19 protein-coding genes and 1 other annotated feature are annotated in these 23,382 nt (G+C 48.4%); of the genes, 18 read left to right on the top strand and 1 reads right to left on the bottom strand.

Annotated elements, in window-relative coordinates; all coding sequences use genetic code 11:
• Window positions 1–14: 14 nt before the first annotated feature.
• Complete coding sequence (locus ACKX2L_RS03805) at window positions 15–1,133, top strand: GDSL-type esterase/lipase family protein (protein ID WP_497552641.1); 1,119 nt, start codon at window positions 15–17, stop codon at window positions 1,131–1,133.
• A gap of 96 nt (window positions 1,134–1,229) precedes the next feature.
• Here ACKX2L_RS03805 and hslO read toward each other — a convergent pair whose 3' ends face one another.
• A complete protein-coding gene (gene hslO, locus ACKX2L_RS03810) occupies window positions 1,230–2,117 on the bottom strand; it encodes an Hsp33 family molecular chaperone HslO (protein ID WP_497550313.1) in 888 nt (295 codons plus the stop codon).
• 271 nt (window positions 2,118–2,388) lie between these two features.
• Between hslO and rpmG the strand changes: the two genes are divergently transcribed.
• The 17 genes from rpmG to ACKX2L_RS03895 all read left to right on the top strand — a co-directional run bounded on the left by rpmG (window position 2,389) and on the right by ACKX2L_RS03895 (window position 23,243).
• Window positions 2,389–2,538: a 50S ribosomal protein L33 gene (gene rpmG / locus ACKX2L_RS03815; protein ID WP_497550312.1), complete on the top strand. Its 150-nt coding sequence runs from the start codon at window positions 2,389–2,391 to the stop codon at window positions 2,536–2,538.
• A 13-nt stretch (window positions 2,539–2,551) separates the two neighbouring features.
• Window positions 2,552–2,752: a preprotein translocase subunit SecE gene (locus ACKX2L_RS03820; RefSeq protein ID WP_497550311.1), complete on the top strand. Its 201-nt coding sequence runs from the start codon at window positions 2,552–2,554 to the stop codon at window positions 2,750–2,752.
• Window positions 2,753–2,768: 16 nt separating this feature from the next.
• Window positions 2,769–3,287 carry a transcription termination/antitermination protein NusG gene (nusG, locus tag ACKX2L_RS03825; RefSeq protein WP_497550310.1) on the top strand — a complete coding sequence of 173 codons (519 nt, stop codon included), beginning with the start codon at window positions 2,769–2,771 and terminating at the stop codon, window positions 3,285–3,287.
• 14 nt (window positions 3,288–3,301) lie between these two features.
• Window positions 3,302–3,727 carry a 50S ribosomal protein L11 gene (gene rplK, locus ACKX2L_RS03830; protein ID WP_497550309.1) on the top strand — a complete coding sequence of 142 codons (426 nt, stop codon included), beginning with the start codon at window positions 3,302–3,304 and terminating at the stop codon, window positions 3,725–3,727.
• 86 nt (window positions 3,728–3,813) lie between these two features.
• Window positions 3,814–4,521, top strand: a complete 708-nt coding sequence (rplA, locus tag ACKX2L_RS03835) for a 50S ribosomal protein L1 (protein ID WP_497550308.1) — start codon at window positions 3,814–3,816, stop codon at window positions 4,519–4,521.
• A gap of 74 nt (window positions 4,522–4,595) precedes the next feature.
• Window positions 4,596–4,725 (top strand) — a sequence feature (ribosomal protein L10 leader region).
• 36 nt (window positions 4,726–4,761) lie between these two features.
• Window positions 4,762–5,262: a 50S ribosomal protein L10 gene (rplJ, locus tag ACKX2L_RS03840; protein ID WP_497550307.1), complete on the top strand. Its 501-nt coding sequence runs from the start codon at window positions 4,762–4,764 to the stop codon at window positions 5,260–5,262.
• A 90-nt stretch (window positions 5,263–5,352) separates the two neighbouring features.
• On the top strand, window positions 5,353–5,727 hold the full coding sequence (gene rplL, locus ACKX2L_RS03845; protein ID WP_497550306.1) for a 50S ribosomal protein L7/L12: 375 nt from the start codon (window positions 5,353–5,355) through the stop codon (window positions 5,725–5,727).
• Between the two features lie 223 nt (window positions 5,728–5,950).
• Entirely contained in the window at window positions 5,951–9,844 is a 3,894-nt protein-coding gene (rpoB, locus tag ACKX2L_RS03850; RefSeq protein ID WP_497552642.1) for a DNA-directed RNA polymerase subunit beta, read from the top strand.
• Window positions 9,845–9,862: 18 nt separating this feature from the next.
• The gene (rpoC, locus tag ACKX2L_RS03855; protein WP_497550304.1) at window positions 9,863–13,558 is read left to right on the top strand and encodes a DNA-directed RNA polymerase subunit beta'; all 3,696 of its coding nucleotides are present in this window, start codon (window positions 9,863–9,865) and stop codon (window positions 13,556–13,558) included.
• Window positions 13,559–13,757: 199 nt separating this feature from the next.
• Entirely contained in the window at window positions 13,758–14,177 is a 420-nt protein-coding gene (gene rpsL / locus ACKX2L_RS03860; protein WP_497550303.1) for a 30S ribosomal protein S12, read from the top strand.
• A 149-nt stretch (window positions 14,178–14,326) separates the two neighbouring features.
• Window positions 14,327–14,797, top strand: a complete 471-nt coding sequence (gene rpsG, locus ACKX2L_RS03865) for a 30S ribosomal protein S7 (RefSeq protein ID WP_497550302.1) — start codon at window positions 14,327–14,329, stop codon at window positions 14,795–14,797.
• A gap of 27 nt (window positions 14,798–14,824) precedes the next feature.
• Window positions 14,825–16,942 (top strand): elongation factor G, encoded by a 2,118-nt coding sequence (fusA, locus tag ACKX2L_RS03870; RefSeq protein ID WP_497552643.1) that lies wholly within the window; start codon window positions 14,825–14,827, stop codon window positions 16,940–16,942.
• 151 nt (window positions 16,943–17,093) lie between these two features.
• Window positions 17,094–18,332, top strand: coding sequence for an elongation factor Tu (gene tuf / locus ACKX2L_RS03875; RefSeq protein WP_497552645.1), 1,239 nt, complete (start codon window positions 17,094–17,096; stop codon window positions 18,330–18,332).
• Between the two features lie 141 nt (window positions 18,333–18,473).
• Window positions 18,474–19,250, top strand: coding sequence for a tRNA pseudouridine(38-40) synthase TruA (gene truA, locus ACKX2L_RS03880; RefSeq protein ID WP_497552646.1), 777 nt, complete (start codon window positions 18,474–18,476; stop codon window positions 19,248–19,250).
• Between the two features lie 155 nt (window positions 19,251–19,405).
• Window positions 19,406–20,164, top strand: a complete 759-nt coding sequence (locus ACKX2L_RS03885; protein WP_497552647.1) for a DeoR/GlpR family DNA-binding transcription regulator — start codon at window positions 19,406–19,408, stop codon at window positions 20,162–20,164.
• Window positions 20,161–21,081, top strand: coding sequence for a 1-phosphofructokinase (gene pfkB / locus ACKX2L_RS03890; protein ID WP_497552648.1), 921 nt, complete (start codon window positions 20,161–20,163; stop codon window positions 21,079–21,081). Before ACKX2L_RS03885 ends, pfkB begins: the two co-directional genes overlap by 4 nt.
• Before the next feature lie 86 nt (window positions 21,082–21,167).
• Entirely contained in the window at window positions 21,168–23,243 is a 2,076-nt protein-coding gene (locus tag ACKX2L_RS03895) for a PTS fructose transporter subunit IIABC (protein ID WP_497552649.1), read from the top strand.
• Window positions 23,244–23,382 lie beyond the last annotated feature (139 nt).

A 23,382-nucleotide genomic window follows, 5' to 3' on the forward strand; every position in this document is an offset into this window, starting at 1 on the left:
GAAAGAACAGCGATATGTCCAATAAAAATGTTCAAAGAAAACAAGATCATCGATCAGATTTTTGGAAATTTTTGGTCCTGTGTGGAAAAAAGATCCCTCTTTTTTCTCTGATTCTTCTTTCCTGCGTGATTTTATCCATCGTGGGTTTCATTGGTTTACATACCAGGCTGAAACGTTACCGGAAACTGGATTTCGTTAAGGAACCGGTATATTCGGCTTTGATTTTTGACCTGAAAACCAAGAGGAATGGTGGAGAAGAGGCGGCGGCTGCTATCGTCAACTCCGATAGGAACAAAGCAAATGAAATAAAACAAGAGAAAAGACCATCCAAGCAGGAAATGAAAAAAGCTTTGGATGAGAGACTGACCATCCCAAAAGGAGTTTGCAATCCGGTGGTTCCTGCCAAGGATTATGGCGTCGTCGATTCCTCACTCATTGCAGATCCTTCCACGGTTTTTACAACAGACCTGACCGGATATTTTGCGCCGGATGGAACTTACCGTTATCTGAAAAAAGCAAAGAGTGATGATTATTTCAAGGACGCTCTGATGATTGGAGATTCCAGAACGGTCGGACTGTCCATGTGGGGACCTCTGGTTGGAAAAACGAACTTTTTCTGCAAAGAGTCCATGAGTGTATTCGGAGTTACAAGTAAGGAGTTAAATTACAGCGGTGTGGATGGGGAAGCAGGTGCGATGACTTTGGATCAGCTTCTCTCCTCTCACAAATTCCGCAAGGTTTATATTTCCCTTGGGATCAATGAAATGGGATATCCTTTGATGAGATATTACAACGGATATCGGGCATTGATGGAGAAAATTCATGCGGCATGGCCGGATGCGATCATTTATATTGAAGGAAATCTTCATGTCAGCGCGGAAAAATCTCAACAAGATCCGACCTATAACAACACGAATATGGTTATGCGAAATACGGCAATCGCATCTCTGGCGAATGGCCGGGATACCTTCTATATCGATCCCAATACAGAGGTTTGTGATGGAGACGGCAATCTGATTGCAGACTATACTACAGATGGCATTCATCTGAAGGCTGCTTTCTATAAGAAATGGGTCGAGGCACTGGAAAACAATACCATCGACCCGGACCAGGCGGCGAAGGCTGCAAAATAAGGCGGCAAAATAGGGTGCCAAAATAAGGTTGCAAAATAAAGCTGCAAAATAAGGTCGCAAAATAAGGCTGCAAAATAGGGTGTCACCTGGCGATGGTTACAGCTGCTGTTCTGCAATGAGATCCTGTAATTCCTTTGGCGAGAAGGAGTATTCTTTGTTACAGAACTGACACTTCATCTCGATGGGCTTCCCATCGTCGATCATTTCCTGCAGATCGGACCTTGGAATGGTGAGAAGAGCCTTCTCGATTCTTTCCCTGGAACAGTCGCAAGTATAGGAAACCGGCATCTCGGATAAGACTTCCAGGCCCATGTCACCCAGGATATGCTCCAGGATGTCCTCCGGTTCCATGCCTTTTTCCAGCATTTGGGTGATGGAATGGATCTCTTTCAGACGGGCTTCCAGCTTGTCAATATCAGATTCTTTTGCATCCGGCATGAGCTGGATGATAAAACCGCCGGCGTCTTTTACTGTCCAATCGGTATCTACCAGGACGCCGAGACCGACAGAGGACGGGACCTGTTCGCTGACGGCAAAATAGTAGGTCAAATCTTCGGCAATCTCTCCGGAAACCAGGTTGATCTGACTGGAATAGGGTTCTTTCAAGCCTTCGTCCCGGATCACGGTCAGGGTTCCGGGGCCGACGGATGCGCCGACGTCCAGTTTCCCGGCATATTTCTCCCTCAGAGGGACCTGGTTTACATTTGGAAAGCCCTTGACATGACCCTGGTTATCAGCGGAAACAGTCATACCCTGAATGGGCCCCTGAGAGCGGATGGACAGGGTCAGCCGGTCTCTCTCGTCCTTCATCATGGCGCCCATCATGGTGGCTCCGGTCAAAAGCCGTCCCAGAGCTGCAGTAACATTGGGGGAAGTGTCGTGGGTCTTCTGCATGTCAGATACCATGTGGCTTGTTACTATGGCGAAGGCCCGGATCCGCCCTTCAGCTGCGGTTGCGCGGACCATATAATCGCGTTCTCTCATAATATAGATTCCTCCTTGAGGCTTGCATAAATTTTGAAACTAACTATAGCACATCGAAAAGGAAGGTGTAAAATAAAAAAGCGGTCTATATTTCCGAAAGGATTGCGTGAAAGAAAAAATTGACCGGAAAGGCCATGTGACGCTGCAATATCAAAAATACCTGTTGACAGGGACGATTCTGCCATGATATAGTGGTACGGCGATGGAAATAGGTCTTTTTTTTATGCCCAAATTTCGGGCATAGCAAACTACGAAATTGGAGGTGGAAGTTGTGCGCACGAAGATAACACTGGAATGCACCGAGTGCAAGCACCGGAATTACAATCTTACCAAAGAGAAACGTCTTCATCCGGAAAGAATGGAATTGAAGAAGTACTGCCCGAACTGCAGAAAGCACACTTTACATAAGGAAACAAAGTAAAGGAGCAGCTGCGATGGCAAAGAATGGTAAGAAGACCTGGGCAGAACGAATTCAGGGACTCAAGATCGAATGGCAGAAGATCGTCTGGCTGGACCGCACAACGGTTGGCAAGCAGACAGCTGCAACTGTCATCGTATCTGTAATTCTGGGGATCATCATTGCCGTTTTGGATATGTTTATCCGCCGCGGTGTTGATGTCCTGGTCAAGTTGTAATGGAGGCATTTGAAGTATGGCAGAGGCAGCATGGTATGTTGTTCACACCTATTCCGGATATGAGAATAAGGTAAAGGCAAATATCGAGAAAGCAATAGAGAATCGGCACCTTGAGGATCAGATCTTTGAAGTCCGTATTCCTATGATCGATACCATGGAACTGAAAAACGGAGCCAGAAAACAGGTGTCCCACAAGATGTTCCCGGGTTACGTTCTTGTCAATATGGTCATGAACGATGACACCTGGTATGTCGTCAGAAATACCAGAGGTGTTACCGGTTTCGTCGGCCCCGGATCCAAACCGGTGCCCCTTACCGAAGCCGAGATGCGGCCTCTTGGTATCAAACAGGAAGACATCGAGGTTGATTTCGAGGTTGGTGATCTGATCACAGTCATCGGCGGCCCTTGGAAGGATACCGTTGGTAAGATCATGGATATGAATCCGACCAAGCAGACCGTAACGATCAACGTAGAGCTTTTCGATCGGGAAACACCGGTTGAGATCAGCTTCACAGATGTCGAGAAAATGAAATAAGGAGGAAATTTCCAATGGCAAAGAAGATTGAAGGCTATATCAAGCTGCAGATCCAGGCCGGAAAAGCTACACCAGCACCGCCTGTCGGACCTGCTCTTGGTCAGCATGGCGTTAATATCGTTGAGTTCACAAAGGCATTCAACGCAAAGACAGCTCAGATGGGAGACACAGTCGTTCCTGTAATCATTACAGTTTATACCGACCGTTCCTTCACATTTGTAACCAAGACTCCCCCTGCTGCAGTTCTTCTGAAGAAGGCAGCAAATATCCAGCACGGATCAGGTGAGCCGAACAAGAACAAGGTTGCTAAGGTAACCAAGGATCAGATCAAGGAAATCGCTGAGACCAAGATGCCGGATCTGAACGCAGCAACCGTTGAAGCAGCAATGAGCATGATCGCTGGAACAGCTCGTTCCATGGGAATCGAAGTCGTAGACTGATACGACCTGTCATTGAAGTGGGAGGGCGGCGCTGATATTCCTACAGCGGCCATCGCACACCCGACCGAACCACAGGAGGAAATTTAATGAAACACGGAAAGAAATACATGGACGCCGTAAAGGCGTACGACAAGACCGTTCTCTATGATCCTGCAGACGCAGTCAGCCAGGTCAAGAAGAACGCAAATGCTAAGTTTGACGAAACAATCGAAGTTCACATCCGTACCGGTTGTGACAGCCGTCACGCAGATCAGCAGATCCGTGGCGCTGTTGTTCTTCCTCACGGAACCGGTAAGACCGTTCGTGTTCTGGTATTTGCCAAGGGACCGAAGGCTGATGAAGCACAGGCTGCAGGCGCTGATTACGTAGGCGCAGAGGACCTGATCCCGAAGATCCAGAATGACGGCTGGCTTGACTTTGACGTCGTTGTAGCTACCCCGGATATGATGGGTGTTGTAGGACGTCTGGGTCGTGTCCTTGGACCGAAGGGCTTAATGCCGAATCCCAAGGCAGGAACCGTAACCATGGATGTCACCAAGGCAATCCAGGATATCAAAGCCGGTAAGATCGAGTATCGTCTGGACAAGGCAAATATCATCCATGTGCCGATTGGAAAAGCTTCTTTCACAGAAGACCAGTTACTTGACAACTTCCAGACCTTAATGAATGCCGTTAACAAGGCTCGCCCTTCCACAGTAAAGGGAACCTATCTGAAGAACATCACCCTGGCTCCGACCATGGGCCCTGGTGTTCGGGTAAATCCTCTGAAGACAGTTCAGACTGTTGCAGAGTGATGAAGATGGATCCGGGCGCCGTGAGGCGCCGGAATCTCTCCGAGATCATGTTGACAGCAAAAATAAATCGTGCTATAGTACTATAGCAAATGCCGAAGACAGCAGGTGTCAATAGACATAACGCATGCTACCTGCCGAGGGATGAGTACATTTATGAAATGTAGACCTCTCTGTCATCGTGCAGAGAGGTTTTTCTATACTTATCCGATTCGGAAAAAATACGATAAGGAGGTAAAATTCGTGGCAAAGGTTGAATTAAAAGCGCCTATCGTAGAAGAGATCTCCAAGAGCGTTGAGGGAGCACAGTCCGTAGTTGTAGTTGACTACCGTGGACTTACTGTTTCTGAAGATACCGCTCTTCGTAAGGCTCTTCGTGCAGAAGGTGTAACTTACAAGGTTTACAAGAATACTATGATGACCAGGGCCTTCGAAGGAACTGAATTCGAAAGCCTGAAGCCTCTTCTTGAAGGACCGAACGCAATCGCAATTTCTAAGGACGATGCAACTGCTCCCGCAAGAGTTCTTGCAAAGTTTGCTAAGGATGCGAAGGCTCTTGAGCTCAAGGGCGGCGTTGTAGAAGGTAAATATATGGATGAAGCTGCCATCAATGAAATCGCAGCAATCCCGTCCAGAGATGTCCTTCTCGGCAGACTGCTTGGTTCCTTCCAGGCACCTATCACCAACTTCGCTCGCGTTATCAAGCAGATCGCAGAGAAGAATGGCGAAGCAGCAGCAGAGTAATTTATTACAATTATCTGTATTTCAAATTGAAACGGATCGTATCCTAGAACGATCGTTTCCTGACAAATTTATTAAATGGAGGAAAAATCAATGGCAAAGTTATCCAATGATGAGATCATCGCAGCAATCAAAGAACTTAGCGTAACTGAACTGAACGACCTGGTAAAGGCTTGTGAAGAAGAGTTCGGCGTATCCGCAGCAGCTGGTGTTGTAGTTGCAGCAGCAGGCGCTGGCGCAGCTCCGGAAGAAGAGAAGACTGAGTTCGACGTAGAGCTGACTGAAGTTGGCCCGAACAAGGTTAAGGTTATCAAGGTTGTTCGTGAAGCAACCGGGCTTGGCCTGAAGGAAGCTAAGGATCTCGTTGACGGTGCTCCGAAGGTTGTTAAGGAGCAGGCTGACAAGGCTACCGCTGATGATCTGAAGGCTAAGCTGGAAGAGCAGGGCGCAAAGGTTACCCTGAAATAATCAGAAGGAACCATAAGAAAAAGGGCTGCGTATGCAGTCCTTTTTTTGTGCGCAAAAAAATACCTTGACAAAAGGCTTGCTTTTCTTGTATTATGTACGTTGCGTTATTGTCGCGGGGTATGCCGTGTGGCAATACGAAGTATGCGCATATTTCAAGAGAATTGCCATACATTTGAAACTTGTGTAGTAATAAATTTAGAATATTACGAGAGGTGGAACGTCAATGGAGAAAAAGAACATGCGGCCGGTGAAGTCCGGTAAGGGCATGCGGATGAGCTTTGCCCGTCACCGGGAAGTTCTCGAAATGCCAAATTTCATCGCAGTTCAGAAGGACTCTTATCAGTGGTTTCTGGATGAGGGTCTGAAGGAGGCTTTCGATGATATCTCCCCGATCACGGACTACAGTGGTCATCTCAGTCTGGAATTCACCGATTTCAAGCTTTGCAAGGAGGATATTAAGTATACGATCCCGGAATGCAAGGCCAGAGATGCTACATATGCGGCTCCTCTGAAGGTGAAGGTACGTCTCTATAATAAAGAGACAGATGAGATCAATGAGCATGAAATCTTCATGGGCGATCTGCCTCTGATGACCGAGACCGGTACTTTTGTAATTAATGGTGCCGAGCGAGTTATCGTCAGCCAGCTGGTTCGTTCTCCCGGAATCTACTATGCCATTGATCATGATAAGGTTGGTAAGCCGCTCTATTCCTGCACTGTTATCCCCAATCGTGGTGCATGGCTGGAATATGAGACGGACTCCAATGATGTCTTCTATGTTCGGGTAGACCGTACCCGTAAGGTTCCGATCACGGTATTTATCCGGTCTCTCGGAATTGGAACGAACCAGGAGATCATTGACCTTTTCGGCGATGAGAAGAAGATTGAAGCATCCTTCACCAAGGATCCTTCCATCATTCCGGAAAAGGCACCGAACGGTTCCTACGAGGGAGGCCTTCTGGAACTCTACAGAAAGATCCGCCCCGGCGAACCTCTTTCCGTAGACAGTGCCGAGACTCTGATCAACGGTATGTTCTTTGACCCCAGACGTTATGATCTGGCTAAGGTGGGACGGTATAAATTTAATAAAAAGCTTGCTCTGAGAAACCGGATCAATCATAAGATTCTTGCTGAGGACGTCATTGATGAGACTACCGGTGAAGTAATTGCGGAAAAGGGCACGAAAGTGGACCGTGAACTGGCCGACAAGATCCAGAATGCTGCGATTCCTTTTGTCTGGATTCAGACAGAAGAGAAGAACGAGAAAGTTCTGTCGAACATGATGGTCGATCTGACTGCATTCGTAGATTGTAATCCCAAGGATCTGGGAATTCACGAACTCGTTTATTATCCGGAGCTGAAGGAACTCATGGACAAGTATACGGATCATGAGGAACTTTTGGATGCGATCCGCCGTGATGTTCATGAACTCGTGCCGAAGCATATTACCAAGGAAGATATCTTTGCTTCTATTAACTATAATATGCATCTGGAATATGGAATCGGTAATAAAGATGATATCGATCATCTTGGCAACCGTCGTATTCGTGCGGTTGGTGAGCTCCTTCAGAACCAGTATCGGATCGGCCTGTCCCGTATGGAGCGTGTTGTCCGTGAGCGGATGACAACTCAGGACATGGAGGGGATCTCTCCTCAGAGCCTGATCAATATCAAGCCTGTTACTGCAGCAGTGAAGGAGTTCTTCGGATCTTCCCAGTTGTCGCAGTTTATGGATCAGAACAACCCTTTGGGAGAGCTGACACATAAGAGACGTCTGTCTGCCCTCGGACCCGGCGGTCTGTCCAGAGATCGTGCAGGATTCGAAGTACGAGATGTCCACTATACCCATTACGGACGTATGTGCCCCATTGAGACTCCCGAAGGACCGAACATCGGTCTGATTAACTCTCTGGCAAGCTTTGCCCGTATTAATGAGTACGGTTTTGTAGAAGCACCTTATCGAAAGATCGATAAGAGCGATCCTGAGAACCCTCGGGTTACAACAGAAGTTGTCTATATGACAGCAGATGAAGAGGATAACTACCATGTAGCACAGGCATCTGCACCTTTGGATGAAGACGGACACTTCATTCAGGATACCGTCTCCGGTAGATTCAGAGAAGAAACTGCGTCCTATGATAAGAACATGTTTGATTACATGGATGTGTCTCCTCGAATGGTCTTCTCGGTTGCGACTGCCCTGGTTCCTTTCCTGCAGAACGATGACCCGACCCGTGCACTGATGGGATCCAACATGCAGCGTCAGGCCGTTCCTCTTCTGACTACAGAGGCTCCTGTGATCGGTACCGGTATGGAACCGAAGACAGCAGTAGACTCCGGTGTCTGCGTGATTGCAAAACGCGCCGGTGTCGTTGAGCGTTCCGAGTCTAACCGTATTGTTGTAAGGACGGATGACGGTGAGCGTGATGAGTATATCCTGACCAAGTTTGAGCGTTCGAACCAGTCCAACTGCTACAATCAGCGCCCGATCGTGTTCAAGGGCGACCATGTAGAGAAGGGCGAGGTGATTGCAGACGGACCGTCTACTTCAAACGGAGAACTGGCTCTCGGTAAGAACCCGCTGATCGGTTTCATGGAGTGGGAAGGATATAACTACGAGGATGCGGTCCTTCTTTCTGAAAACATGGTCAAGTATGATGTCTATACTTCCATTCATCTGGAGGAATTTGAGATCGAGGCCAGAGATACCAAGCTCGGACCGGAAGAGATCACGCGTGATGTTGCCGGTGTCGGCGATGATGCCCTGAAGAATCTGGATGAAAACGGTATTATCCGGATCGGCGCAGAAGTTCGTGCCGGTGATATCCTGGTTGGTAAGGTCACCCCGAAGGGAGAAACTGAGCTGACTGCGGAAGAACGTCTTCTTCGCGCTATCTTCGGCGAGAAGGCAAGAGAGGTTCGTGATACTTCTCTGAAGGTTCCTCACGGTGAATACGGTATCGTTGTAGATGCCAAGATCTTCACTGCAGAAAACGGTGATGAGCTGCCTCCCGGAGTCAGAAAGGCCGTTCGGATCTACATTGCTCAGAAGAGAAAGATCTCTGTCGGTGATAAGATGGCCGGTCGTCATGGTAACAAGGGTGTCGTTTCCCGCGTGCTTCCGGTAGAGGATATGCCTTTCCTTCCGAATGGCCGTCCACTGGATATCGTTCTGAACCCTCTGGGTGTGCCTTCCCGAATGAATATCGGACAGGTCCTGGAGATTCACCTTTCACTTGCTGCAAAGGTCCTTGGCTTTAATATTGAGACACCGGTATTTAACGGTGCAGACGAGAAAGATATCGGTGACCTTCTGGAGATGGCCAACGATTATGTCAATACTCCGCTGGAGGACTTTGAAGCAAAATACAAGGATATTGTTGAGCCTGAAGTTATGCAGTACCTGATCGATCATCAGGAGCACAGAAAACTCTGGGCAGGCGTTCCGATTCGAAGAGACGGTAAAGTCCAGCTTCGTGACGGACGTACCGGAGAGAATTTCGACGGTCCTGTTACCATCGGACACATGCATTACCTGAAGCTGCATCATCTGGTAGATGATAAGATCCATGCACGTTCGACCGGTCCTTATTCTCTGGTAACCCAGCAGCCGCTCGGCGGTAAAGCCCAGTTCGGCGGCCAGCGTTTCGGAGAGATGGAAGTCTGGGCCCTCGAGGCATACGGCGCTGCATATACCCTGCAGGAGATCCTGACTGTGAAGTCGGATGATGTTGTCGGACGTGTCAAGACCTATGAAGCAATCATTAAGGGCGAGAACATTCCGAAGCCGGGCATTCCGGAATCCTTCAAGGTTATGCTGAAGGAGCTGCAGGCTCTGGCACTGGATATCACTCTTCTGGATGAGGATGGAAAAGAAGTTCATCTGAAGGAAACCAGCGAGTATGGAAATACCAATATCAATTCCATCATTGCCGGATCCGACCGTGAAGAGAAGAAGTCGGAAGATTATTCCGCTTTTGAAAGCAGTGAAGACTTCGCAAAGAATGGCTTTACCCAGCAGGAATACAATGACGAGACCGGAGATTTTGTAAATATTGAGGATGATGCAGATGCTGATTTTGATGCGGATGCATTTGACGATAATGATGAAGACTAAGGGAAGGGAGATTCACTGATGCCAGACATGAATGAAAAAGAAGTGAATGAAGGCGTAACCTTTGACTCCATTCGAATCGGGCTTGCTTCCCCGGAAAAGATTCGTGAGTGGTCTCATGGTGAAGTAAAAAAACCTGAGACGATCAACTATCGTACGCTGAAGCCGGAAAAAGACGGCCTCTTCTGCGAGAAAATTTTCGGACCTACCAAGGATTATGAGTGTCACTGCGGTAAGTATAAGAAGATTCGTTATAAGGGCGTTGTCTGCGACCGGTGTGGCGTTGAGGTCACCAAGTCTTCGGTACGTCGTGAACGGATGGGACATATCGAGCTTGCTGCTCCTGTGTCTCACATCTGGTACTTCAAGGGGATCCCTTCCCGCATGGGACTGATCCTTGATATCTCTCCTCGTACACTGGAGAGAGTTCTATATTTCGCAAACTATATCGTCCTTGATCCGGGTGATACCCCTCTGGCTTACAAGCAGGTACTGTCTGAGACAGAGTATGCAGAATATAAGAATCAGTATGGTGATGCTTTCCGTGCAGGCATGGGAGCTGAGGCGATTCAGGAACTTCTTCAGGCCATTGACCTGGAGAAGGATTCCGCAGAATTGAAGGAAGAACTTAAAGATGCCAACGGCCAGAAGCGTGCTCGTATTATCAAGCGCCTGGACGTTGTTGAGGCTTTCCGTCTGTCCGGGCAGAAGCCGGAATGGATGATCCTGACGGTTATCCCGGTCATTCCTCCGGATCTTCGTCCTATGGTTCAGCTGGACGGTGGCCGTTTCGCTACCTCCGATCTGAATGATCTCTATCGCCGTATCATTAACAGAAATAATCGTCTGAGAAGGCTTCTGGAGCTTCATGCTCCCGATATCATTGTCAGAAATGAGAAGCGTATGCTTCAGGAGGCAGTTGATGCCCTGATCGATAACGGCCGTCGCGGTCGTCCGGTCACAGGACCCGGAAACCGTCCTTTGAAGTCTCTTTCTGATATGCTGAAGGGAAAGAACGGACGTTTCCGTCAGAACCTTCTTGGTAAGCGAGTTGACTATAGTGGACGTTCCGTAATTGTCGTTGGACCGGATCTTAAGATCTTCCAGTGCGGACTTCCTAAGGAAATGGCTCTGGAGCTCTTCAAACCTTTTGTTATGAAGGAACTGGTTCAGCAGGGACTGGCTCACAATATCAAGAGCGCCAAGAAGATGGTGGATCGTGCAACCTCCAATGACGTCTGGAACGTGCTTGAGGATGTCATTAAGGAGCATCCGGTTATGCTGAACCGTGCTCCTACCCTGCACAGACTTGGCATTCAGGCATTCGAACCGATCCTGGTAGAAGGAAAGGCCATCCGCCTGCATCCTCTTGCCTGCATGGCCTTCAATGCCGACTTCGATGGAGACCAGATGGCTGCCCATCTGCCTCTGACACAGGAAGCTCAGGCGGAGTGCCGCTTTATGCTTCTTTCTCCGAACAACCTGCTGAAGCCTTCGGACGGCGGTGTTGTTGCCGTTCCTTCTCAGGATATGGTACTGGGCTGCTACTACATCACCCAGCAGCGTGATGGCGAGCCGGGTGAAGGCAAGGTCTTCAAGGATATGGCAGAAGCCATTATGGCTTATCAAAACCATATCATCAGCCTGCAGTCTAAGATCAAGGTACGTCGGTCCAAGAAGATGGAAGACGGTTCCGTTCGTTATGGTATCATTGATACCTCTCTTGGCCGTCTGATCTTCAATGAAAAGATCCCTCAGGATCTGGGCTTTGTTGACCGCAGCAAGCCGGAAAATGAGTTCAAGCTTGAGATTGACTTCCTCGTTAAGAAGAAGGATCTGAAAAATATTCTGGAACATGTTATCAATATCCATGGCGCAACCAAGACCGCTGAGGTTCTGGACTATGTCAAGGCAATGGGTTACAAGTACTCGACATTGGGTGCCATGACCGTATCCGTTGCAGATATGACCGTTCCTGCAAGCAAGCCGGTTCTTCTGGCAGAGGCTGAAAAGAAGGTTGCTAAGATCAACCGGAAATACAAGAGAGGTCTCCTGACGGAGGAAGGCCGTTACAAGGAAGTTATCGAGACCTGGAAAGATACCGATAACCAGCTGACAAAAGACCTTCTGGATGGCTTGGATCAGTACAATAACATCTTCATGTTTGCGGATTCCGGAGCCCGAGGCTCAGATAAGCAGATTAAGCAGCTGGCCGGTATGCGAGGCCTGATGGCGGATACATCCGGAAGAACCATCGAGCTGCCGATCAAGTCCAACTTCCGTGAAGGTCTGGACGTACTGGAGTATTTCATGTCTGCTCATGGTGCTCGTAAGGGTCTGTCTGATACCGCACTCCGTACAGCCGACTCCGGTTACCTGACCCGACGTCTGGTTGACGTTTCCCAGGAGCTGATCGTTCGTGAGAACGACTGCATGGAAGGCCGGAACGGTGAGATCCCCGGCATGTATGTCGAGGCATTCAAAGATGGAGATGAAGTGATCGAAACGCTGGAAGAGCGTATTACAGGCCGTTTCTCCTGCTACGACATTAAAGACGCCGCAGGAAACACGATTGTTAAGGCAGATCACATGATCACGAGAAGCCGTGCAAAGCGGATCGTGAATGATGGCGTTGATGAGAAGGGCGAGAAGATCACCCGCGTAAAGATTCGTACCGTACTGACCTGTAAGAGTCAGGACGGCATCTGTGCAAAGTGCTACGGCATGAACCTGGCAACCGGTCAGCCGGTTCAGGCAGGTGAGGCTGTTGGTATCATTGCAGCACAGTCCATCGGTGAGCCTGGTACACAGCTTACGATGAGAACCTTCCATACCGGTGGTGTTGCAGGTTCCGATATTACACAGGGTCTTCCCCGTGTCGAGGAGCTGTTCGAGGCCAGAAAACCGAAGGGACTTGCAATCATCACGGAGATCTCCGGACGTGTTGAGATCACGGATGTCAAGAAGGCGAAGGAAGCTACTATTACAAATGAAGAGACCGGTGAGGTCAAGAAGTATTTGATTCCTTTCGGATCTCATATTAAAGTAGCAGACGGTGAGGTCCTTTCTGCAGGCGATCCTTTAACCGAAGGATCTGTAAACCCCCACGATCTTCTTCGTGTTCTCGGTGTACGTGCCGTACAGGATTATCTCCTTCGTGAGGTACTTCGTGTATATCGTCTTCAGGGTGTTGATATCAACGATAAGCACGTTGAGGTTATCATCCACCAGATGCTGAAGAGGGTTCGAGTAGAGAAACAGGGCGATTCCGATCTCCTGCCGGGTGCATTGATCAGCTGGCGTGAGCTGGATGAGATCAATGAAAAGCTTGAGGCTCAGGGCAAGGAACCTGCAGAAGCTACGCAGGAACTCCTTGGTATTACCAAGGCTGCGCTTGCAACCGACTCCTTCCTGTCTGCGGCATCCTTCCAGGAGACCACCAAGGTTCTGACAGATGCAGCGATCAAGGGTAAGGTCGATCCGCTTACCGGTATTAAGGAAAATGTCATCATCGGTCAGCTGATTCCTGCCGGAACAGGTATGAAGCAGTACCGTGACATCGGGCTGTCGACCGACTATAATGATGCGATCCGCCGTAAGGTCAGAGCTGCGAATGAGGAAGCCGAGAAACGCGCCGAGCACAATGAATCTAAGGACGGAGGCCAGGATAAAAAGGAAGGCACTGAGGAAACTCAGACCGAGACAACAGAAGAGTAAGTTCCTGATATCCGTAAATTAAAACAGAGCCGCCGGGAAGCAGAGATCCTTTCTTTCGTTAGGAGATATCATGCTTTCCGGCGGTTTTTGTGTTGACAAATCGAAAAGCTGTCGATATAATACTTAGGCGTGCGTAAATTGTTGACGATAAAAATCGCCTATTATGCACAAGCACAAATAATCACAGGAGGTGAAAATAATGCCAACATTTAACCAGTTAGTAAGAAAGGGTAGACAGACATCCCAGAAGAAGTCCAAGTCTCCGGCTCTGCAGAGCGGTTTCAACTCTCTGACCAAGAGACCCATCAAGACATCTTCCCCGCAGAAGCGTGGTGTCTGCACATCTGTAAAGACTGCTACCCCGAAGAAGCCTAACTCTGCTCTTCGTAAGATTGCCAGAGTACGTCTTTCCAACGGTATCGAGGTTACATCCTACATTCCGGGCGAAGGCCACAATCTGCAGGAGCACAGCGTTGTAATGATTCGTGGCGGCCGTGTTAAGGATCTTCCCGGTACACGTTACCACATCATTCGTGGAACTCTGGATACGGCAGGTGTTGCTGACCGTAAGCAGGCTCGTTCCAAGTACGGCGTTAAGAGACCGAAAGCTTCCAAGTAATTCGGTTCCTGCAAAAGCAGACTGGAAGCAACTATACTCAGAATAAGGTTAGTGTTGAGATTTATTTTCCCTTTTTGAAAATACGTTTCGCACGAACACCGTAAAGTGAGTACCAATGAATTAATCCAATGATTAAGGAGGGAAGTAACGTGCCACGTAAAGGACATACTCAGAAAAGAGACGTACTGGCAGATCCCATCTACAACAGCAAGGTTGTAACCAAGCTGATCAACAGCATTATGCTGGATGGTAAGAAGGGTGTTGCACAGAAGATCGTCTATGGCGCTTTCGCCAAAGTAGAAGAAAAGACACAGAAGCCGGCTCTCGAGGTATTCGAGGAAGCAATGAACAATGTTATGCCGGTACTTGAAGTTAAAGCCAGAAGAATCGGTGGAGCTACCTATCAGGTACCTATCGAAGTTCGCCCGGATCGTCGTCAGGCCCTGGGCCTTCGCTGGCTGACCATGTTCTCCCGCAAGAGATCTGAGAAGACCATGGCTGACCGCCTGGCTAATGAGATCATGGATGCCGCTAACAATACCGGCGCATCTGTAAAGCGTAAGGAAGAAATGCACAGAATGGCTGATGCCAATAAGGCATTTGCTCACTATCGTTTCTAATCGTTTAGTAATATTTAGGAGAATAAAATGGGTGAAAGAGAATTCCCCCTCGAGCGTACCAGAAACATCGGTATTATGGCCCACATCGATGCAGGTAAGACCACTCTGACAGAGCGTATCCTGTACTACACTGGTGTAAACTATAAGATCGGTGAGACCTACGAGGGAACTGCTACCATGGACTATATGGAGCAGGAGCAGGAGCGTGGTATCACCATCACCTCTGCTGCTACCACATGTCACTGGACAGAACAGGAACAGAATAAGCCGAAGAAGGGTGCCAAGCCCAACCGTATCAACATCATCGATACCCCGGGCCACGTAGACTTCACTGTAGAAGTTGAGCGTTCCCTTCGTGTACTGGATGGTGCAGTCGGCGTATTTGATGCTAAGGGTGGCGTTGAGCCTCAGTCTGAAAACGTATGGCGTCAGGCAGATACATATAATGTACCTCGTATGGCCTTCGTTAATAAGATGGATATCCTTGGCGCAAACTTCGAGAACACCGTTCATGAGATCGTAACCAAGCTGGGCAAGAACCCCGTTTGTGTTGAGTATCCGATCGGTAAGGAAGATTATTTCGAAGGAGTCATCGACCTCTTCGAGATGAAGGAATACATCTATAACGATAAGCAGGGTCAGGATATCACTATTCAGGATATTCGTGACGATCTGAAGGATGTCGCAGAAAAATGGCATACCGATATGGTAGAGAAGATCTGCGATCTGGATGATGACCTTATGATGAAGTATCTGGACGGTGAAGAGCCTACCATCGATGAGATGAAGAAGGCACTTCGTGCCGGCACCATTGCCAACAAGGCAGTGCCGGTATTCTGCGGTTCCGCACACCAGAATAAGGGTATCCAGAAGCTTCTGGATGGTGTTATCGAGTACATGCCTGCTCCTACCGATATCCCTGCAATCAAGGGTACCGATCTGGATGGCAACGAAGTAGACCGCCATTCATCTGATGACGAGCCTTTCTCTGCACTGGCATTCAAGATCATTTCCGATCCTTTCGTAGGACGTCTTGCATTCGTTCGTGTATACAGCGGTCACTGCAAGGCTGGTTCCTATGTACTGAATGCAACGAAGGGTAAGAAGGAGCGTGTAGGTCGTCTTCTTCTCATGCACGCTAACAAGCGTCAGGAACTGGACGAGATCTATGCCGGCGATATCGCAGCCGTTGTAGGATTCAAGAACACTTCTACCGGTGATACCATCTGTGATGAGAATCATCCTGTAATCCTTGAGTCCATGGAATTCCCTGAGCCGGTTATCCAGCTGGCCATCGAGCCGAAGACCAAGGCAGACCAGCAGAAGATGGGCGAAGCTCTTGTAAAGCTTGCTGAAGAGGATCCTACCTTCCGCCAGCATACCGATTCCGAGACCGGTCAGACCATCATCGCAGGTATGGGCGAGCTCCATCTGGAGATCATCGTTGACCGTCTGAAGAGAGAGTTCAACGTTGAGGCCAATGTAGGTGCACCTCAGGTTGCCTACAAGGAGACCTTCACCAAGCCTGTTGATCAGGAATACAAGTATGCCAAGCAGTCCGGTGGTCGTGGACAGTACGGACATTGTAAGGTTCGCTTCACACCGATGGATGCAAACGCAGAGGAGACTTACAAGTTTATTAACTCCGTTACCGGCGGTGCAATTCCGAAGGAATATATCCCGGCTATCGATGAAGGTATCCAGGAAGCAGCTCAGTCCGGTATCCTTGCAGGCTATCCTGTAGTAGGTATCCAGGCAGATCTGTATGATGGTTCTTATCACGAAGTCGATTCCTCTGAAATGGCTTTCCATATCGCAGGTTCCCTCTGCTTCAAGGAAGCTATGGCAAAGGCAGCACCTGTCCTTCTTGAGCCGATCATGAAGGTTGAGGTTACCATGCCTGAGGAATACATGGGTGATGTAATCGGAGATCTGAACTCCCGTCGTGGACAGATTGAGGGCATGGATGATGTCGGAAACGGCAAGATCGTCAAGGCTCTGGTTCCTCTGTCCGAGATGTTCGGTTATTCTACAGCGCTTCGTTCCGAGACTCAGGGACGTGGTAACTACTCCATGTTCTTCGAGAAATATGAACCGGCTCCGAAGAATGTACAGCAGAAGGTTATCGAAGACCTGAAGAAATAATTAAATTCTCTGTTTCGGGTCCATATTTGACCTGAAACAGAGAAAACAGTTGAAAAACATTGGATTCTTGCATATAATCAATCTATCTGAGAGTTTTTCAAAGAAACAAAAAATGTCCTTTTGGACAAATGATTTAAGGAGGAAGTTTCAAATGGCAAAGGCTAAATTTGACAGAACAAAACCCCATGTCAACATCGGTACCATCGGTCACGTAGACCATGGTAAAACAACTCTGACCGCAGCTATCACCAAGGTTCTTTCTGAGCGTGTAGAAGGAAACAAGGCTGAGGCATTCGATCAGATCGATAAGGCACCGGAAGAGCGTGAGAGAGGTATTACCATTTCTACCGCACACGTTGAGTATCAGACCGAGAAGCGTCACTATGCTCACGTTGACTGCCCGGGCCATGCTGACTACGTTAAGAACATGATCACCGGTGCAGCTCAGATGGATGGTTCCATCCTTGTAGTTGCAGCTACCGATGGCGTTATGGCACAGACCAAGGAGCACATCCTTCTGGCTCGTCAGGTAGGTGTTCCTTACATCGTTGTATTCCTGAACAAGTGCGATATGATCGATGATCCTGAGCTTCTTGAGCTGGTTGAGATGGAAGTTACTGAGCAGCTCGAAGAGTATGGTTTTGAAGGCTGCCCGATCATCAAGGGATCTGCTTACCAGGCTCTTCAGGACGATACCGCTCCTGCAAAGCTGGCTAACGGCGATCCTCTGGATCCTGAGCACCCTGACAAGAACTGGGGCGACTGCATCATGGAACTCATGGACACTGTTGATTCTTACATTCCTGAGCCTCAGCGTGATAACGACAAGCCTTTCCTTATGCCTGTCGAGGACGTATTCACCATTTCCGGTCGTGGTACCGTTGCTACCGGCCGTGTAGAGCGTGGTACAATCAAGCTGAATGATCCGGTTGAGATCCTTGGTATCCGTGAGGACAAGGAAGAGTCCGTTGCTACCGGTCTTGAGATGTTCCGTAAGTCTCTTGACTTCGCAGAGGCTGGTGATAACGTTGGTATGCTGCTTCGTGGTATTGACCGTGACCAGATCGAAAGAGGTCAGGTTGTAGCAAAGCCCGGCACCGTTACCTGCCACAAGAAGTTCAAGGCTCAGGTTTACGTACTGACCAAGGACGAGGGTGGTCGTCATACTCCTTTCTTCAATAACTATCGTCCTCAGTTCTACTTCAGAACTACTGACGTTACCGGTCTTATCACTCTTCCTGAGGGAACTGAGATGTGCATGCCTGGTGATAACGTAGAGATGACTGTAGAGCTCATCCATCCGGTAGCTATGGAGCAGGGTCTTACCTTCGCTATCCGTGAAGGTGGCCGTACCGTTGGTTCCGGACGTGTATCTGAGGTCATTGAGTAATCTCTCTTGATTATTCCATAAGTAAATGAAAAGCCTTCCGGGGATTTCCCGGGAGGCTTTTTTAATTATAAAAGAGACTTATAAGGTAGTTGACACACATATTTTACTAAGATGCAGATCGCAATTTTGTGGAGGGTAAGTATGATTCGGAATTATAAATTAAAAATCGCATATGATGGGACCCGCTACTTTGGCTGGGAACATCAGCCGGGGAAGGAAACCATTCAGGGAAAATTGGAAACGGTCCTGGCTCGGATGTGCGGACTGGATCTTAAGGATACGGATTTTATGCAAAATGACTGCAAAATCCAACTGATCGGTGCAGGACGAACAGATGCGGGAGTGCATGCCAGGGCGATGATTGCGAATGTATTTTTGGACACTGCTCTTACCCCGGAACAGATCCGCGATTATATGAACCGCTATCTCCCGGATGACATTGCGGTACGGGAGGTCAGTCTGGCTTCGGATCGTTTCCATGCCCGTTATAAAGCACAAGGTAAGACCTATCAATATACCCTCTATGACGGTCCCGTTCGTCCGGTTTTTAATCGGAAGTATTATACCTACCTGGATCAGCCGGTGGATACCGAAAAGATGGCAGAAGCAGCAGAGCATCTGATCGGAGAACATGATTTCAAGAGTTTCTGCGGTAATAGCCACATGAAGAAATCGACAGTAAGAAATGTAGACCGCCTCGATGTCCGCCGGGCAAAGGGATATATCTATATCACGGTACATGGGACAGGCTTTCTCCAGAATATGGTTCGAATCCTGGTAGGGACCCTTCTGGAAGTCGGATACCATAGAATGACTCCGGATGATATGACAAGCATTCTGGAGGCCAAGGATCGGAAGAAAGCAGGGCCGACAGCTCCGGCCAAGGGACTTTGCCTGATTTCTGTGGATTATGACTGACTTAGCAAAATGACTAAAAATAGACACTGCATTTTGTGAATGATTTTGACCGAAAATGATTGATTATGAATGAATTACCTCATATAATGCTAGTGTAAAGAATGATTCTGGTTGGAAATGAAAGAATCTGATTGAAAGATAGGCGGGGTAGTTAGATGCTAACTGAGGAAAGACTTGGAAGAATCCTGGACCTGCTGGATACCAACGGAAGTGTGACGGTCTCTGAACTCATGAAAAAATTAGACAGTTCAGAATCGACCATTCGAAGAGATCTGACCTATTTGGATCAGGAAGGAAAGCTGCAAAAAGTTCGAGGCGGGGCTATCACCGCCGGGAATCCGACGATTTTCACTTCCAGGGATGATGAGGTCCATCTTAGAAAAGCCAGAAATGTGGCAGAGAAAAACGAGGTCGCAAAATACGCGGCTTCTCTGATTCAGCCTGGGGATTTTATCTATCTGGATGCCGGCACAACAACGGAATGTATGATCGACTATATTACCGAAAGAGATTCTACTTTTGTAACAAATGCAATCAGTCATGCCAAGAAACTGGCAGGCTTAGGTTTTACGGTCTACATTTTGGGAGGCGAATTCAAGAATGCGACCGAAGCCATCGTTGGCGAGGATGCCATCTATTCGCTTCGGAAATACAATTTCAGCAAGGGCTTCTTCGGAACCAATGGAATCACCAAAAAAGAAGGTCTGACGACGCCGGAACTGAAGGAAGCTATGGTAAAGGAAATTGCCATGAGCCATTCGAGAGAGGCCTATGTACTAGCTGATTACAGCAAGTTCGGTTTGGTTTCTTCCGTTCGGTTTGCGGATTTTCATGCAGCAACAATATTGACGGATCGAGTTGACAGGCCCGGATTTCAGGGCTGCCAGAACATTGTGGAGGTGAGCAGATCATGATTTATACAGTCACTTTTAACCCATCACTGGATTATATCGTTGATGTAGACGACTTCCGCCTGGACTATATTAACCGAACCAAGGACGAGAAGATCCTGGCCGGCGGAAAGGGCATTAATGTCTCGATCGTTCTGAAGAACCTGGGGGAAGAAAGCACGGCCCTGGGCTTTACGGCAGGCTTTACCGGGGAAGAGATCAAGAGGCTCTTGAATGTCCGCGGTGTGAAGACAGACTTCATTGAGGTCGAAGAGGGCCAGTCCAGAATCAATGTCAAGGTGCGCTCGAATAAGGAGACCGCCATCAACGGACAGGGACCGAAAATCAAAGATCAGGATATCAAAGCTCTCTATCAGAAACTGGATCAACTGCAGGATGGTGATACCCTGGTTCTGGCAGGAGCGATTCCTTCTGTAATGCCGGAGACCATGTACATGGATATTCTCGAGCACTTGAAAGAGAAAAAGCTCCGCGTGGTCGTCGATGCGACAAGAGACCTCTTGGTTAATGTTCTTCCATATCATCCCTTCATGGTGAAACCCAATCATCATGAACTTGGCGAAATCTTCGGCGTTCATATCCATACTTATGAAGAAGCCATACCTTATGCCAAGATGTTACAGGAAAAGGGAGCCAGGAATGTCATCGTCTCCATGGGAAGCCTGGGGGCTATGATGGTGACCGAGGATGGCCAGGTCTTCCATGCCGGTGCTGCCAAGGGGAAGCCCAAGAATACCGTCGGCGCCGGAGACTCTTTTGTCGCAGGTTTTATTTATGGATGCGATGTCTTTCAGGATTACGAGAAAGCATTTTATATCGGAAACTGCAGTGGCGGTGCATCGGCTCATTCTGAGGAACTTGCCACCCGACAGAGGGTCATTGACATCTTGCACGAATTCGGCCGGCATGACCTGGATTGATTGTCATATGCTTCTAACAGACAATGGTTCTGTAGGAATAAATTGGGATATTAACAGATCTATTTACTAGGAAAGGTGGGGTAGAAATGAAGGTTAGAGATCTTCTGGCTGAGCAAAGTATTGAACTTCATGGCTCGGCTGCTTCAAAAGAGGACGTCATCAAAAAGATGGTTGACCTCATGGTAAAACGCGGAAATATCACAGACCGCGAAACCTATGAATCCGGTGTCTTTGCTCGTGAAAAGGAGAGCACAACAGGAATCGGAGACGGGATTGCCATACCGCATTGCAAATCCGATGCGGTATCTGCACCCGGATTGGCGGCAATGGTTCTTCCGGAGGGAGTGGATTATGATTCCCTGGATGGAGAACCGGTTCATCTGATTTTTTTGATTGCAGCACCGAATACCAAGGATAATGTACATCTGGAAGTACTTTCCCGTCTGTCAGAGCTTTTGATGGATGAAGGCTTTGTTCAGAGTCTGAAAAATGCCAAGACGAAAGCTGAGTTTTTAAATATCATTGAAGCCGCAGAATCGGACAAGCAGGCAAAGGATGAGGAAAAGGCCAATGCCGATACCAGTGATGTAGAGGTCCTTGCAGTAACGGCATGTCCGACCGGTATTGCTCATACCTATATGGCTGCTGAGGCGATTGAAAAGGCAGGAAAAGCCCTTGGTATTAAGGTCAAAGTAGAGACCAGAGGATCTGGTGGTGCAAAGAATATCATCACAGAGGATGAGATCAAGAGAGCCAAGGGAGTGATTATTGCTGCCGATGCCAAGGTTCCCATGGAGCGTTTCGCAGGCAAGCACCTGATCGAGGTCCGTGTTGCTGATGGTATTCATAAGGCGGAGGAGCTTGTAAAGAAAGCCCAGGCCCAGGACGCGCCGATCTATCATCCGGCCGGAGATGCCTCCGAAGAGGATAATGCATCCGAGAGCAGGAGCGGCGGAAGCGTCGGACATACCATTTATACCCATCTCATGAGCGGTGTATCTCATATGCTTCCATTCGTTATCGGTGGCGGTATTCTGGTTGCTCTGGCATTCCTTCTGGATACTTTGATGGGCTATGGTTCCATCGGAAGTGCTTTCGGTACTGCAACTCCGGTTTCTGCCTTCCTGAAGAATGCCGGTGGTCTTGCTATGGGAATGATGGTACCTGTACTTGCAGGTTACATCGCATATTCGATTGCCGACCGGCCCGGCCTTGCCGTTGGTTTTCTCGGAGGAATCCTGGCAAGTAATGGTAATCCTGCCCTTTTCGGAGGAGATGGGAAAGGAGCTTTTCTCTTCTCAGACAAGGCAGTAGGAGGTTTCCTCGGCTTTGTAAAAGATTTTGCTTTCGTCGGTAAGAATGGTGGTAATACAGTTTCCGGTTTCCTCGGAGGAATTGCAGCTGGTTTCCTTGCGGGCTATATTGTTCTCTTGCTTCAAAAGTGGACGAAGAATATGCCAAAGTCCCTGCAGGGTATCCGTCCGATCCTGATCTATCCCCTGGTTGGCATGTTCTTTGAAACAGTACTCATGTGCTTCATTCTGAATCCGCTGATCGGCTTGGTAAATACCGGGCTTTCTGTAATGCTGAATGCGATTTATGCATCCGGAATGATCTGGCTTCTGGGCCTGATCCTCGGCGGTATGATGGCAATCGACATGGGCGGCCCAATCAACAAGGCAGCTTATGTATTCGGTACCGGTGTATTGGCTACCGCAGCAGAACTCACAGCAAATGGCGCATCCATGTCTGATCCGAAAGTTCAGGTCTGCTACATCTCCATGGCAGCCGTCATGGTTGGTGGTATGGTTCCTCCTCTGGGAATTGCTCTTGCAACGATCTTCTTCCCGCAGAAATTCACAAAGGCTGAGCAGGAGACCAAGATCACAAATATCATCATGGGCGCAAGCTTTATTACCGAAGGTGCCATTCCTTTTGCCGCATCGGATCCCGGTCATGTCATTCCGGCAACCTTCGTGGGATCAGCAGTAGCAGGACTCCTGTCCGCTGTATTCAAGTGCACATTGATGGCACCTCACGGTGGAGTATTCGTATTCGCAACAGTCGGTCATCCTTTCTTATATATCGTTGCCTGGCTGATTGGCTCTGCCATCACCTGTTTCATGCTTGGCCTTTTGAAAAAGGATGCAGAAATGAGGTAACCGCTGCCAAACTGCAACATATCATAATAAGCCTTGAAAATAGAGGAGGAAGAATAGGAATTCTTTCAAATTTTATTTCCAAGGCTTTGATGTTAAGTTATAATAAAGAACATAAGAAATTCGATCCGGCCAGCGAAAC

Source organism: Porcibacter vitabionis, from assembly GCF_046263795.1.
In the GTDB taxonomy this organism is placed as follows: Bacteria; Bacillota; Clostridia; order Lachnospirales; family Lachnospiraceae; genus Lachnocurva.